This window comes from Terrabacter terrigena, assembly GCF_042676085.1.
Lineage (GTDB): Bacteria > Actinomycetota > Actinomycetes > Actinomycetales > Dermatophilaceae > Terrabacter > Terrabacter terrigena.
The window spans coordinates 451,328-465,707 of the sequence record NZ_JBHTKH010000001.1 but is presented as its reverse complement, the minus strand read 5'-3'; the positions used below and the strand labels follow the sequence as shown (position 1 = coordinate 465,707).

The 14,380-nt window shown below is 71.9% G+C and carries 12 protein-coding genes; 11 read left to right on the top strand and 1 reads right to left on the bottom strand.

The features are described 5' to 3' along the window. Positions 1-205: 205 nt before the first annotated feature. From ACFQ2V_RS02145 to ahcY, 7 genes are all read left to right on the top strand, one after another. On the top strand, positions 206-598 hold the full coding sequence (locus tag ACFQ2V_RS02145; RefSeq protein ID WP_386050330.1) for a DUF3499 domain-containing protein: 393 nt from the start codon (positions 206-208) through the stop codon (positions 596-598). 8 nt (positions 599-606) lie between these two features. Further along, positions 607-2,136 (top strand): phosphomannomutase/phosphoglucomutase, encoded by a 1,530-nt coding sequence (locus tag ACFQ2V_RS02140; RefSeq protein WP_386050328.1) that lies wholly within the window; start codon positions 607-609, stop codon positions 2,134-2,136. Further along, on the top strand, positions 2,133-2,339 hold the full coding sequence (locus ACFQ2V_RS02135; RefSeq protein ID WP_386050326.1) for a Trm112 family protein: 207 nt from the start codon (positions 2,133-2,135) through the stop codon (positions 2,337-2,339). Before ACFQ2V_RS02140 ends, ACFQ2V_RS02135 begins: the two co-directional genes overlap by 4 nt. 14 nt (positions 2,340-2,353) lie before the next feature. Further along, positions 2,354-3,493, top strand: coding sequence for an SIS domain-containing protein (locus ACFQ2V_RS02130; RefSeq protein WP_386050324.1), 1,140 nt, complete (start codon positions 2,354-2,356; stop codon positions 3,491-3,493). A 36-nt stretch (positions 3,494-3,529) separates the two neighbouring features. Next, positions 3,530-4,933: a mycothione reductase gene (locus ACFQ2V_RS02125; RefSeq protein WP_386050322.1), complete on the top strand. Its 1,404-nt coding sequence runs from the start codon at positions 3,530-3,532 to the stop codon at positions 4,931-4,933. 42 nt (positions 4,934-4,975) lie between these two features. Next, positions 4,976-5,920, top strand: a complete 945-nt coding sequence (locus ACFQ2V_RS02120; protein WP_386050320.1) for a DUF808 domain-containing protein — start codon at positions 4,976-4,978, stop codon at positions 5,918-5,920. Between the two features lie 199 nt (positions 5,921-6,119). Further along, entirely contained in the window at positions 6,120-7,556 is a 1,437-nt protein-coding gene (ahcY, locus tag ACFQ2V_RS02115; RefSeq protein WP_386050318.1) for an adenosylhomocysteinase, read from the top strand. Between the two features lie 102 nt (positions 7,557-7,658). On the opposite strand, the gene ACFQ2V_RS02110 is transcribed toward ahcY, so the two are convergent. Further along, positions 7,659-9,224 carry a hypothetical protein gene (locus ACFQ2V_RS02110; protein WP_386050317.1) on the bottom strand — a complete coding sequence of 522 codons (1,566 nt, stop codon included), beginning with the start codon at positions 9,222-9,224 and terminating at the stop codon, positions 7,659-7,661. A gap of 146 nt (positions 9,225-9,370) precedes the next feature. On the opposite strand from ACFQ2V_RS02110, the gene ACFQ2V_RS02105 reads away from it, so the two are divergent. From ACFQ2V_RS02105 to ACFQ2V_RS02090, 4 genes are all read left to right on the top strand, one after another. Continuing rightward, entirely contained in the window at positions 9,371-9,907 is a 537-nt protein-coding gene (locus ACFQ2V_RS02105; protein WP_386050315.1) for a hypothetical protein, read from the top strand. A 125-nt stretch (positions 9,908-10,032) separates the two neighbouring features. Beyond that, entirely contained in the window at positions 10,033-10,710 is a 678-nt protein-coding gene (gene mtrA / locus ACFQ2V_RS02100) for an MtrAB system response regulator MtrA (RefSeq protein ID WP_386050313.1), read from the top strand. 1 nt (position 10,711) lies between these two features. Beyond that, the gene (mtrB, locus tag ACFQ2V_RS02095; RefSeq protein ID WP_386050311.1) at positions 10,712-12,439 is read left to right on the top strand and encodes an MtrAB system histidine kinase MtrB; all 1,728 of its coding nucleotides are present in this window, start codon (positions 10,712-10,714) and stop codon (positions 12,437-12,439) included. Continuing rightward, on the top strand, positions 12,436-14,229 hold the full coding sequence (locus tag ACFQ2V_RS02090; protein WP_386050310.1) for a GerMN domain-containing protein: 1,794 nt from the start codon (positions 12,436-12,438) through the stop codon (positions 14,227-14,229). The genes mtrB and ACFQ2V_RS02090 overlap by 4 nt, the downstream gene beginning before the upstream one ends. Positions 14,230-14,380: the final 151 nt, after the last annotated feature.

The window sequence follows — 14,380 nt, the reverse complement described above, 5'->3', positions numbered from 1 at the left end:
CTGACCTCCGCCCCGCACGTGCGCGGCACGAGGCCGGGAGGGCCCGCTCGCTGCCTGACCTCGCCGCGGTGCCCGCTTCCGGGCAGCTCCTGGCGCCGCCACGGGCCCGCCACGGGGCCCCACGGGGCACCACGGGGCACGTCCGAACGCCTCGGACGGCGTGGTGATTCGTTCTCGGCGGAGGCGCGGGCTAGAGTCCCGGATCGTGGGTCTGACACGTGGTTGCTCGAAGACGGGATGCGCTCGCCCGGCCGTCGCGACCCTGACCTACGCCTACGCAGACCGGGCCGTCGTCGTCGGCCCGCTCGCGACGTACGCCGAGCCACACACGTACGACCTGTGCCTCGAGCACGCCGAGCGCATGACCGCCCCGCGGGGCTGGGAGGTCGTCCGCGTCGGCGGGGAGTTCCCCGAGCCCGTGCTGGCGGCCGACGACCTGCTCGCGCTCGCCGACGCCGTCCGTGAGGCGGGCCGGCCGCGCGCGCAGCGCGGCAGCGACCCGCGCAGCACCCCCCGCGGCCAGGCCGACGCCGAGGCGGGCTCGGGCGCCGTCGAGTCCGGCCGTCGTGGACACCTGCGCATCCTCAGGGACTCCTGACCACTAAGGTGTTCGGCGTGCCTCGCCTCGCAGACTTCGTCAAGGCGTACGACGTACGCGGAACCGTCCCCGACCAGCTCTCGCCGGCAGTCGCACAGGCTCTCGGAGCGTCCTTCGCCGAGGTGGTCGCCGTTCCCGACGGATCCGCCGGCATCGTCATCGGCCACGACATGCGGCCCAGCTCGCCCGAGCTGTCGGCGGCCTTCGCGGCGGGCGTGACCTCGCGCGGCGTCGACGTCACGATGATCGGCCTGTGCTCGACCGACGGCCTCTACTACGCGAGCGGCGCGCTCGACCTGCCCGGTGCGATGTTCACCGCGAGCCACAACCCGGCCCAGTACAACGGCATCAAGCTGTGTCGCTCGGCGGCGCGCCCGGTCGGGCAGGACTCCGGCCTCGCCGAGATCCGCGACCTCGCCCAGTGGATGCTCGACGGCGGCTCCGGCCTGGCCCAGCCCGTCGGCGGCCCCGGCACGGTGACCACCCGAGACCTGCTCGGCGACTACGCGGCGTTCCTCCGGGGCCTGGTCGACCTCTCCGGCTCACGTCCCCTCAAGGTCGTCGTCGACGCAGGCAACGGCATGGGCGGGCACACGGTCCCCGCCGTGCTGGGCACGGGCGCCGGGCTGCCCGCGCTGCCCCTCGAGGTCGTCCCGCTCTACTTCGAGCTCGACGGCACCTTCCCGAACCACGAGGCGAACCCGCTCGACCCCGCCAACCTCGTCGACCTGCAGGCAGCGGTGCGCGCGCACGGCGCCGACATCGGCCTCGCCTTCGACGGCGACGCCGACCGCTGCTTCGTCGTCGACGCCGACGGTGACCCCGTCTCACCGAGCGCCGTGACGGGGCTGGTGGCGGTGCGCGAGATCGCTCGCGCCCGGGCGGCCGGCGACACCGACGTCGCGATCGTCCACAACGTCATCTCCAGCGCCGCGGTCCGCGAGGTGGTGCTCGAGGCCGAGGCGACCCCCGTGCGCACGCGAGTCGGGCACTCCTTCATCAAGGCCGAGATGGCCCGTGCCGGAGCGGTGTTCGGCGGCGAGCACTCCGCCCACTACTACTTCCGTGACTTCTGGTTCGCCGACACCGGCATGCTCGCCGCCCTGCACGTGCTGTCGGCGCTTGGTGAGCAGGAGCGGCCCCTGGCCGAGCTCTGCGCCGCCTACGAGCGCTACGTCGCGTCCGGTGAGATCAACTCGACCGTGACCGACCAGGCCGCCGTCGTCGAGCAGGTGCGCGCCTGGGCCCAGGTGCGGGGGGCCGCAACCGACGAGCTCGACGGACTCACCGTGACCAGTCCGGACGGCCAGTCGCCGACGTGGTGGTTCAACGTGCGGGCCTCCAACACCGAGCCGCTGCTGCGCCTCAACGTCGAGGCCGCCGACCGTGAGACGATGCAGGACGTGCGCGACGAGCTGCTCGCCCTGATCCGCTCGGACGCCACCGCCCCCGCGGGCGACCACAACGGGTCGACCACGGGTTCCAGCACCAGCTCGACCACCAGCTCCACCACCCAGGACGCAGGAGACGCTTCGTGAGCCAGAGCCACCAGACCATCGAGCCGTGGCTGCGCGGGATCATCCGCTGCCCGCAGTGCAAGGGCGAGGTCACCGACGTGCCTGCTGCCTCCGGCGGCACCGAGGTCGCCGAGCTGCGGTGCGACACCTGCCACCTCGCCTACCCCGTCGAGGGTGGCGTGCCGGTCCTGCTCGTCGACCTCGCCCGCCGCACCGACAGCTGATTCCGGTGGGCGCCGTGTTCGACGAAGCCCGCCTCGACGACGAGGACGCCCTCGGCGCCCTCGACCGCAGCGAGACGCTGCGCGCTCTCGCCGGCTCCGGTGCCCAGGTGCGGCGCACCGTGGCCGCGGCCGGTGAGGCGGGCCTCGACCGCCTGCGCGACATCGAGCCCCGCGGCGTCGTGGTCGCGGCTGCCGGAGGGTCGGTCGCCGTCGCCGACCTGTTCGAGGCCGTCTCCCACGGGGCTGCGGCCCTGCCCGTCCAGAGCTGCTCGTCCGGGTCGCTGCCCGGTTGGGTCGGCACCCTCGACGTCGTCATCGCCGTGTCCCAGTCCGGTCGTGCCGCCGGCACCCTCTCCCTCGCCGCCGAGGCGGCTCGGCGCGGAGCGTTCCTCGTGACCGTCGGCGCCGACGGCTCACCTCTCGCCGACGTGAGCGCGAGGGCGCACGGCGTCCACGTGCCGATCCCGGTCGTCGGCTCGTCGTCGCGCACGTCGATGTGGGCCCAGGCCACCCCGGCGCTGCTGGCCGCCGACGCCATGGGCATCGCCTCGTGCAGCCACGACACCTTGACCGAGCTCGCCGACCTGCTGGACCGGGTGGCCACCGACGCCCGACCCTCGTCCGAGGCGTTCGTCAACCCGGCCAAGGTGCTCGCGGCCGAGCTGGCCGAGTCGACCCCGATCGTGCTGGGCGAGGGACCGTTCGGTGGCGTCAGTTCCCGCCGGGCCGCGTCGATGTTCGGTCGAACCGGCCGGGTCCCCGTCGCGCACGGCTGCCTGCCCGACGCGGCGAGCCAGATCGTGGCCTGCTTCGACGGCCCCCTCGCGTCCGGACAGTCCGAGGGCGGCGGCGCCGACGACATCTTCGCCGACCCGTTCCTCGACGGCCCGACCCGGCCGCCCCTGCGCCTGATCATGCTTCGTGACACCTCCGGCGGTGACCGCTCGCGCCTGGCCGACACCGTCGTGTCCGTGGCCGAGGACGCCGGCGTACGCGTGTCGCTGCTCGACGCCGACGCTCCCGACCCGCTGCTGCGACTCGCGCACCACGTCGCGCTCGCCGACTTCGCCGCCACCTACCTCGCGCTCGGCTTCGGCTTCGACCCGGCGACCTCACCGCACGTACGCCTGCTCCGGGGTGCGCGGGGCACCTGACCGCCGCGCCTCGGCGCCGGAACGTAGGCTGCCCCGGTGACCCAGCACTTCGACCTGGCCATCATCGGCAGCGGCTCGGGCAACTCGCTCGTGACCCCCGACTTCGACGGCAAGCGGGTGGCCGTCATCGAGGGCGGCACCTTCGGGGGCACCTGCCTCAACGTCGGCTGCATCCCGACGAAGATGTTCGTCTACGCCGCAGAGGTGGCGACCACCGTGCGTGAGGCGGGCCGGTACGGCGTGGACGCGACGCTCGAGGGCGTGCGTTGGGCCGACGTCCGCGACCGGGTGTTCGGGCGCATCGACCCGATCTCCGACGGCGGCCGCCGCTACCGGCAGGACGGGCCGAACACCACCGCGTTCCTCGGCCACGCCACGTTCACGGGCGACCGCAGCCTGATGGTCGAGCTGCCAGGCGGCCGCCAGGAGACGATCACCGCCGACCAGGTCGTCGTGGCGGCCGGCGCCCACCCCGTCATCCCCGACGTCGTCACCGAGTCGGGTCTCGAGCTCGGCGACCTCGTCCACACGTCCGACACGATCATGCGCATCGACGAGCTGCCGAGGCGCCTCGCCATCATCGGCGGCGGGTTCATCGCCGCCGAGATGGCCCACGTCTTCGCGTCGTTCGGCGTGCACGTGACCGTCGTGGCGCGCGGCTCGCAGCTGCTGCGGCACATCGACACCGAGATCTCACAGCGCTTCACCGACCTCGCCCGCGAGCAGTGGGACGTGCGCACGGGGACGAACGTCCTGGCCGTCGGGCGGGGCGACGGGGGAGGGGGCGTGCGGCTGCACCTCGACAGTGCCGCGGTCGTCGACGCCGACCTGCTGATGGTCGCCACCGGACGTCGGCCCAACACCAGCTGTCTCGGCGCCGACGCCGGGGGCCTCGCCGTCCTCGACGACGGGCGCCTCGAGGTCGACGCGTACGGCCGCACGACGGCACCCGGCGTGTGGGCGCTCGGCGACGTGAGCTCACCGTTCCAGCTCAAGCACGTCGCCAACGCCGAGGCCCGTGCCGTCGCCCACAACCTCGTCCACCCCGACGACCTGCGGCGGCTCCCGCACGACCACGTCCCGTCCGGCATCTTCAGCCACCCGCAGGTCGCCACGGTCGGGCTGACGGAACAGGACTGCATCGAGCAGGACCGTCCCCACGTCACCCACGTTCAGGCCTACGGCGACACGGCATACGGCTGGGCCCTCGAGGACCGCTCGAGCGTGTGCAAGCTCGTCGCCGACCCGACCACGGGGCGGCTCCTCGGTGCCCACCTCATGGGCCCGCACGCCACGTCGCTCATCCAGCCGCTCATCCAGGCACTCGCCCTGGGCACCCCCGTCGACGAGCTCGCCCGGGGCCAGTACTGGATCCACCCGGCGCTCGCCGAGGTCGTCGAGAACGCCCTGCTCGGCCTGCGCCTCGAGCGCACGGCCTGAACGCGTTCCCAGCCGATTCCCAGACCACCCTAGGATGACGCCATGGCAGGCGGACTCGTAGCGCTCCTCGATGACATCGCGGCCCTGGTCAAGCTCGCCGCCGCCTCGGTGGACGACGTCGGCGCCGCGGCGGCGAAGGCGAGCATCAAGGCCACCGGCGTCGTGGTCGACGACACCGCGGTCACGCCGCGCTACGTCCAGGGGCTGGCCCCGGAGCGCGAGCTGCCGATCATCAAGAAGATCGCGCTCGGCTCACTGCGCAACAAGCTGCTGGTCATCCTCCCGGTGATCATGCTGCTCAGCCAGTTCCTGCCGTGGCTGCTGACGCCGATCCTCATGGTCGGCGGGGCCTACCTCTGCTACGAGGGTGCCGAGAAGGTGTGGGAGATCGTCTCCGGTCACCGCGAGGAGCACGACGCCGGGCAGGGCGAGGTCGACGAGGGCTCCGTCGTCTCGGGCGCCATCCGCACCGACTTCATCCTGTCGGCCGAGATCATGGTCATCGCCCTCAACGAGGTCGAGACAGAGCCGTTCGTCTCGCGCCTGATCATCCTCGTCATCGTCGCGCTGCTCATCACGGCGCTCGTCTACGGCGTCGTCGGCCTCATCGTGAAGATGGACGACGTCGGCCTCAAGCTCGCCGAGCGCGACTCCGGCGCCTCCCAGCGCATCGGCCGCGGCCTCGTGAAGGGCATGCCGAGGCTCCTGTCGGTCCTGTCGACGGTCGGCATCGCGGCCATGCTCTGGGTCGGCGGCCACATCCTGCTCGTCGGCGCCGACGAGCTCGGCTGGCACCCGCCCTACGACCTCGTGCACCACCTCGAGGAGGGTGTGGCCGGGGTCGCCGGTGTCGGTGGCGTCCTCGCGTGGGTGGTCAACACGCTCGCCTCCGCGCTCATCGGCCTCGTCGTCGGTGCCGTCGTCGTCGCGGTGCTGCACGTGGTGCCGCGTCGGAAGAAGGCCGACGCGACCGCGTCGGCCCACTGAGCACTCACCGCGCACGCGGTGTGGCCGCCTCGTAGGTCTGCGGATGCGCGGAGGCCGCGCGCAACGCTCGACACGGCGTTCGAGTCGACGCGCCGTCGCCGCTAGACTCGGGGACTGCCGGCGTGGGTGATGACCCGCCAGATGAGCCCAGAGGGGCGCGCCGGGTCAGGACACCGACCATCAAAGGAAGCGATCACTCATGTCCTTCGACTACAAGGTTGCCGACCTGGGCCTCGCCGAGGCCGGCCGACACCAGCTCCGGCTCGCCGAGCACGAGATGCCCGGTCTCATGGCCATCCGTGAGGAGTACGCCGCCGCCCAGCCGCTCAAGGGCGCGCGCATCGCCGGGTCCCTCCACATGACCGTCCAGACGGCGGTCCTCATCGAGACGCTCACAGCGCTCGGCGCCGAGGTCCGCTGGGCCTCCTGCAACATCTACTCGACGCAGGACGAGGCCGCGGCCGCCGTCGTCGTCGGCCCCCACGGCTCGGCCGACGACCTGCAGGGCGTGCCCGTCTTCGCCTGGAAGGGCGAGACCCTCCCCGAGTACTGGTGGTGCACCGACCAGATCCTCACCTGGCCCGGCGGCGAGGGCCCGAACATGATCCTCGACGACGGTGGCGACGCCACGATGCTCGTCCACAAGGGTCTCGAGTGGGAGAAGGCCGGTCAGGTCCCCGCCACCACCGAGGACGACTCCGAGGAGTTCGGCGTCTTCAAGGAGCTCGTGCGCCAGACGATGGCCGTCGACCCGCAGAAGTGGACCACGGTCGCCGCCGGCATCAAGGGCGTCACCGAGGAGACCACGACGGGCGTCCACCGCCTGTACCAGCTCGCCGAGACCGGCGAGCTGCTCTTCCCGGCCATCAACGTCAACGACGCGGTGACCAAGAGCAAGTTCGACAACACCTACGGCTGCCGCCACTCGCTCATCGACGGCCTCAACCGGGCCACCGACGTGCTCATCGGCGGCAAGGTCGCCGTCGTCGCCGGCTACGGCGACGTGGGCAAGGGCTGCGCCGAGTCGCTCCGCGGCCAGGGCGCCCGCGTCATCGTCACCGAGATCGACCCCATCTGCGCGCTGCAGGCCGCGATGGAGGGCTTCCAGGTCGCCCGGCTCGAGGACGTCGTCGACAGCGCCGACATCTTCATCACCACGACCGGCTGCTACGACGTCATCACCGCCGACCACATGACGAAGATGAAGAACAAGGCGATCGTCGCCAACATCGGCCACTTCGACAACGAGATCGACATGGCCGGCCTCGCCCGCGTGCCCGGCATCCAGAAGACCGAGATCAAGCCGCAGGTCCACGAGTGGACGTTCGAGGGCGGCAGCTCGATCATCGTGCTCTCCGAGGGTCGCCTCATGAACCTCGGCAACGCCACCGGCCACCCGAGCTTCGTCATGAGCAACTCGTTCTCGAACCAGACGATCGCCCAGATCGAGCTCTTCACGAAGACCGGCGAGTACGACAAGCAGGTCTACACGCTGCCGAAGCACCTCGACGAGAAGGTGGCGCGGCTGCACCTCGACGCCCTCGGTGTGAAGCTCACCGAGCTGACCAAGGGCCAGGCCGAGTACCTCGGCGTCGACGTCGCCGGCCCGTACAAGCCGGAGCACTACCGCTACTGACAACCCGTCCGCCGGGCCCACGAGCCCAGCCGACCGCTCACGTATGCCGTCCACCTCGCGAGGTGGGCGGCATACGTGCTCTCGGGGCTGGGTGCGCGTCGGTCAGGGGGTGGGCGCCTTGAGGAGCAGGTAGGTCGAGCCGCGCGCGGCGACGGTCCAGAAGGTCTGGCGCACGAGGGCCTCCGCCACGGGAAGGTCCTTGGGCACGAGGGCCCACCGGCACCCGGTCCGGTCGAGGTAGTCGTCCCAGCCGGTGGCGGCGCTCTGGAAGGTCATGTACGACTCGACGTGCGTGACGGCATACACCTCGGTGCGCCCGTCGATCGCGGGACGGACGTTGGGGTGCTTCCAGATGAGCCAGCCCCCGCTGCCGTAGTCGTTGCACAGCACCGTGCCGGCGGGCAGGGCCGCGATCTGGCTGTCCAGGTCGTTCGGCCCCCACTCCGGCTGGGCGCCACGCGAGGGCGCGAGCAGGGCGGCGACCGCGAGGGCGGCCGCCGCGAGTCCCAGCGTCAGGGCGACCTCTCGTCGGGCGATGGGCTCGCGAGGAAGTCGCACGACCCTGGCCACCGTCAGGGCGGCCAGCGGCGCGATGACCGCCGCACCGACGGCGATGGTGCGCACGTAGAGCAGGGAGAACCCGGTCGCGAGGCCCACGAGCAGGATCTCGGTCCACGGTGTGCGCCGACGATCCCGGGACCAGACCAGCAGCGTCACCGCCGCCACGACGAGGAAGGCGACGAATGCGGCGTCGGTGAGAGACGGGGACCGCCACTCGGTCACGAACTTCGCGTACTCACGCACAGAGAACGGCGCGACGAGCAGCTCGGGACCGACGGGCGTCACCGCTGCGGCAGCGACCGACCCCAGCGGCACGAGCGCCAGCCGCAGCCAGGCGCGGCCGCGCACCGACCCGTCGAGGAAGAGGCCCACGAGGGTGACGACCCCGATGGCGACGCCGACGAACCACATCCCGTGGCTGCACGCCCAGACCCAGGTGAGCGGGACGAGCCACCAGCGCGGCTTCAGGTCGCGTCGCGTCGCCAGCCACGCGCCCGTTGTCACCGCGGCGAGGGCGAACGACACGAGGTGGGGACGCAACGAGAGGCTGCCGCTCAGGGCCACCGTCGCGACGACGAGCACGATGGCGGAGACGAGCAGGGGAGCCTGACGGCGGACGACGACCCAGAAGCACAGGACCACCGCCGCGGCACCGGCCGGGAGCAGCCACGAGACCCCCGGCAGGCCGAACGCCTGCTGGGCCCAGCTCATGACCAGCTCGGGGAGCCACTCGTGCAGCCGCCAGGGCTGCGTCGACATCGTGCTCCACGGGTCGGGGCCGCTGAACGACCAGGTCTCGCGCAGCCGGTCGCCCGCGGCGATGTGCCAGAACGTGTCGGGGTCGTCGACCGGCTTCACCATGCGCAGGACGGTGAAGCAGACGACGAGGCCGGGGAGGAGCTGACGCAGGAGCAGCGGCAGCGCCGAGCGGCGGCCGGTGTCCGCGTGCCCGGAGCCGTCCCCGGTGGGCAGGGTCACACCCTCGCCGGCGGTCGTCGCGGCGGTCGCGTCAGCAGCCGCGTCAGGCGCCGCGTCAGGCGCCGCGTCGGTCGCCGAGCCAGGCGCCGCGTCGGTCGTCGCGGCGAGTTCCCTCGTGTCGCTCGTCACCGCCCGATCATCCCCGTTCGCGCGCCAGGTCGGGGCGTTTTGGGTGGATTGGTGTGCTGCTGGGGCCGCCTCGGCGCCGGGCCGACCCGGTTCTGTCGTGGGAGGATTGCCGGACTCACCGACCTCCTGGATCGCAGGGACCCTCCATGAACAAGCTCCTCCCCGGTGCGCTCGCACTGGCGCTGTCCGTCTCGCTCGCCGGCTGTTCGAAGTCGCTCGACCAGGGGGCGACCCCGACCTCCCCGACCGGCTCGTCGTCGAGCGTCACGACCCCCACCGACTCGATGTCGACCGGCACCGCCGACGACTCGGGCACGGCAACGGCCTCCCCGACCCGACCGCCCATCGACCAGTCGACCCCGGAGGCCGCGATGACCTCGTGGCTCGGCTCCATGGTGGCCGGTGACGGCACCGCCGTCTGCTCGCTCATGGCGGCGGGCGGCAAGGCCATCACGAGCATCCCGGGCGCCGCGGCCGCCTGCGGCAAGTCCATCACGCCGATGCTCGACCAGATCAAGGAGCTGGGTGCCGCCTTCCAGGGCCTGCAGATCAACGGGGCCACGGTCAACGGGAACAACGCCACGTTCGAGAGCGTGACGACCGAGCCCGCGCTCGCCGCGGACGTCGTCGCCAGCTTCAAGGCGGTCAAGATCGCCGGGAAGTGGTACATCACGCAGGGCTGATCCCAGCCGCCGGTGCAGGCGGGCGCGCGCACACTCCGGCGCGCACCGGCCCGTCGACGTGCGTGTGTGATGATTTGGTCAGGACATGCGGGGCCGTGGTCCACGGCCTCGGGAAGGAGTGTGTCGTGAAGGGTCGGGTTCTGGTCGTCGACGACGACCTCGCGCTCGCCGAGATGCTCGGGATCGTGCTGCGCAACGAGGGGCTCGAGGTCACGCACGTGGCCGACGGCTCCGAGGCCGTCGCCGCGTTCCGCGAGTCGCGGGCCGACCTGGTGCTCCTCGACGTCATGCTCCCCGGGCTCGACGGCATGGAGGTGTGCCGCCGCATCCGCGCCGAGAGCGGAGTCCCGATCGTCATGCTCACGGCGCGCACCGACACCGTCGACGTCGTGGTCGGGCTCGAGTCCGGGGCCGACGACTACGTCGTCAAGCCGTTCAAGCCGCAGGAGCTCATCGCCCGCGTGCGGGCCCGGCTGCGTCGCGGTGACGAGCCGGCCCCCGAGAAGCTCTCGATCGGCGACCTCGACATCGACGTCGCCGGACACTCGGTGAAGCGCGACGGCCAGGCGCTGTCGCTCACGCCGCTCGAGTTCGACCTGCTCGTCGCGCTCGCCCGCAAGCCGTGGCAGGTGTTCACGCGCGAGGTGCTGCTCGAGCAGGTCTGGGGCTACCGCCACGCCGGCGACACGCGCCTCGTCAACGTCCACGTGCAGCGCCTGCGCTCGAAGATCGAGCACGACCCCGAGCGTCCCGAGATCGTCGTGACCGTCCGCGGCGTCGGCTACAAGGCCGGCCCCTCCTGAGATGAGCGAGCGCGCGGCCACCAGCGGACTCGCGGGCCTGGCCTCGCGGGTCGGCTCGACGCTGCGCGGCTGGTGGCAGCGCATCCTGCACCTGTGGCGGGCATCGCTCGGGTTCCGCGTCGTCGTCGTGACGATGCTCCTCGGAATCCTCGTGCTCACCGCCGTGGGCACGTACCTCTACGGCTCCATCGCGCAGAACCTCGTCGACAGCCGCCAGCGCATCGCGGTGGACGACAGCCTGCGTGACGCCCAGAACGCCCAGGACCAGTTCGACTCCACCGACCAGACCGACACCGAGGCGAAGCTGACGCAGTTCGCCACGACGCTGATCAACTCCTACCGGCGTGATGCCGGCAACCAGACCCGCTACGTCGTGCTCACCCGCTCCGACGACAACACCTCGCCCTTCAACGTCAGGTCCATCGAGAGCGGTAGCGTCGGCCTCCGGTTCATCCCCGACGAGCTGCGCCGTCAGGTCGCGACCCAGCCCGACCGCCAGCACCTGCAGGTCGCGACCATCGACGAGGGCAACGACAGCATCTCCGCCGTCATCGTCGGGCAGACGGTCGTGCTGCCCGTCGCCGGCAACTACGGCCTCTACTTCATCTACCCGATGGACCGCGAGCGCGAGATCATCAGCTCGATCGGCAAGACGTTCCTCGTCGGCGGTTTCGCCCTGATCGTGCTCATCGGCGCGATCGCGTTCGTCGTCACCCGTCTCGTGGCCGACCCGGTGCGGCGTGCGGCTGCGGTCGCCGAACGCTTCGCCGAGGGCAACCTCAACGAGCGCATGCGGGCCAAGGGCGAGGACGACCTCGCACGGCTCGGCAACTCGTTCAACGGCATGGCCGCTTCGATCCAGCAGCAGATCGCGCAGCTGGAGAACCTCTCACGCGTCCAGCAGCGGTTCGTCTCCGACGTCTCTCACGAGCTGCGCACGCCGCTGACGACCATCCGCATGGCCGGCGACCTCATCCACGACTCCCGCGGTGACTTCGAGCCAACCGTGGCGCGGTCGGCGGAGCTGCTGCGCGGCGAGCTCGACCGCTTCGAGTCGCTGCTCAGCGACCTGCTCGAGATCTCGCGCTTCGACGCCGGTGCCGCCGTGCTCGAGGTCGAGGCGAGCGACCTGCGAGCCTGCGTCGAGCGGGCCGTCGACGCACACCGCACCCTGGCGGCTCGCAAGGGGACGCGGCTCGTCGTCAGCACCCCCGCCGCGCCCGTCATCGCCGACATGGACTCGCGCCGCATCGAGCGAATCCTGCGCAACCTCGTCTCCAACGCCATCGAGCACGGCGAGGGCAAGCCCGTGGAGGTGACGATCGGCTACAACGACACGGCCGTCGCCGTCACCGTGCGTGACCACGGCGTGGGTCTGCGACCGGGCGAGGCCGCGCTCGTCTTCACCCGGTTCTGGCGGGCCGACCCCGCACGTGCCCGCACCACCGGCGGGACGGGCCTGGGCCTCGCCATCGCGCTGGAGGACGCCCGTCTGCACGCCGGCCGGCTCGAGGCCTGGGGCGCTAGGGGGGAGGGTTCCTGCTTCCGGTTGACCCTGCCGCGCAGGGCCGAGGCGACCATCACGAGCTCCCCCCTGCCGCTGAGCCCGCTCGCGGCCGAGGCCGCACGTGCGGCCAGGGAGGCGCCCTCCGGAGCCGGGTCGGGCACCGGCGCTGCCGACGACGACACCAAGCGGCTGCGACGAATCACGGTGGAGCGCTCCCCGTGAGACGCCAGCTGCTCGTCGGGTTGCTCGCGACGGCGGCCACCCTCCTCGCGGGGTGTGGCGGCCTGCCGACCACGGGCCCGGTGCTCGAGGGCCGGGTTCTCGGTGACGTCGTCAACGAGCCGGTGCGCGTCGTCGCGGTCGGACCCGCCGACGGGGCCAGCCAGGAGGCCGTGGTCAGGGGCTTCCTCAGGGCAGGTGAGGACGCCGACGAGACCCACGCGACGGGCAAGAGCTTCCTCGCGCCCCAGTCGGTGGACCTGTGGCGGTGGTCCAGCGCCGATGTCATCGTCTACGACGGCGACCTCTCCTTCCGCCAGGTCGACGAGGACTCCGTCGAGGTGACCGCGGCCGTGCTGGCCAGGCTGACTCCCGACGGCCGTTACGTCGAGCAGGCACCGGGCGTGCGCGAGCGACTCATGCTCGGCCTGACGAAGGTCGGCGGCGAGTGGCGGATCGAGCTGCCCACCACCGGTTTCGGGTTGTGGCTCGACAACGACCAGTTCAACCGCGTCTTCACCAACCGCTTCATCTACTACGTCAGCCGCACGACCCGGGCCCTCGTGCCCGACTCCCGCTGGTTCCAGAACGGCTCCCGCCTGGCGACGACCCTCGCGCGCGCCCAGCTGAGCGGGGTTCCGCCGTTCCTGGACGGTGCCGTCACCACCGGAGTGCCTGCCAACACCAGCCTCGTCGTGAACGCCGTCCCGGTCTCCAACGGCCGCGCCCAGGTCAACCTGAGCACCCAGGCCCTGTCGGCCGACCCGGCAAACCGGGCTGCCATGTGGGCGCAGCTGACCAAGACGCTCGGGCAGGTCGCGTCGGTCGGCTCGGTCTCCCTGGCCGTCGACAACACACCGCTCGAGCTGCCGGGAGGGGTGACGTCGGTGGGATCGGCGGCGGAGCTGGGCTACGACGTCGTGGCGAAGCCCGCGCTCGACACCGCCCTGCTGCGGCGCGGCGACACGATCCGCCGTATCGACCCGCGCTACGTCCCTGACACCCAGGCGGCGAAACGGCCCGACCTCAAGCCCAAGGACATCGACGTCGCACGCATCCCCGACACGTGGCGCAACCTGGCGCTGTCGGGCGACGGCAAGCAGGTCGCTGCGGTGTCGCGCAGCGGCAGCGACCTCTCCATCTGGCGGGCCACCGAACCGACTCGGGCCGTGCCACCCTTCGCGACGTCCCTGACCAGACCCGTCTACGACCCGGTCGGCTACCTCTGGATCGCCGGACGGGACGACGCCGGCAACGACCGCGTCTTCGCACTCGACTCCGTGTCGAGCGACGTCACCACGGTCCCGAAGGCGGTCAGCACGCCCTGGCTCAAGGACCGTCGCGTCAAGACGCTCTCCGTGTCGGCCGACGGCGCACGCCTGCTGCTCGTCACGACCGACCGCAACGGCATCGACGAGCAGGTGGGGCTGAGCGGCATCGTGCGGGCGCCCAACGGCGAGCCACAGTCGCTGACCGCGCCCCTGCGACAGGCCCAGTCGCTGACCCGCATCCAGGACGTCACCTGGCTCGACCCGACGAGCTATGCACTGCTCGGGCAGGTGCGCACGAACGACCCGATGCGGCCCTGGCTCGCGACGATCGGGGCCGGTGTGGACGGCACGCGCAGGGAGACGGGGCGGCTCAACGCTGTCCCGGGTGCCGTGGCCATCACGTCGGTCGGCGGCCCTCGTGGTCTGCTCATCGTGACGAGCGACGACCGCGTTCTCGCCCGGGCCGGGTCCAACTGGCCGCCGATCGAGGAGGGCAGCGACGTCCTCGTCCCGGGCGGCTGAGCCCGGCACACTCTTGCGCGGGGCCGGTCCCGTCGTCCACACCCTCCCGGCCCGTCGTGCGAGCGTCCACAGGTGACCGGGCTCGGGCTGCCCACCCCCGCGGGGAACCGCTTGGCTGGCCCCATGACGGCGTGGCGTCGACGGGACGGAG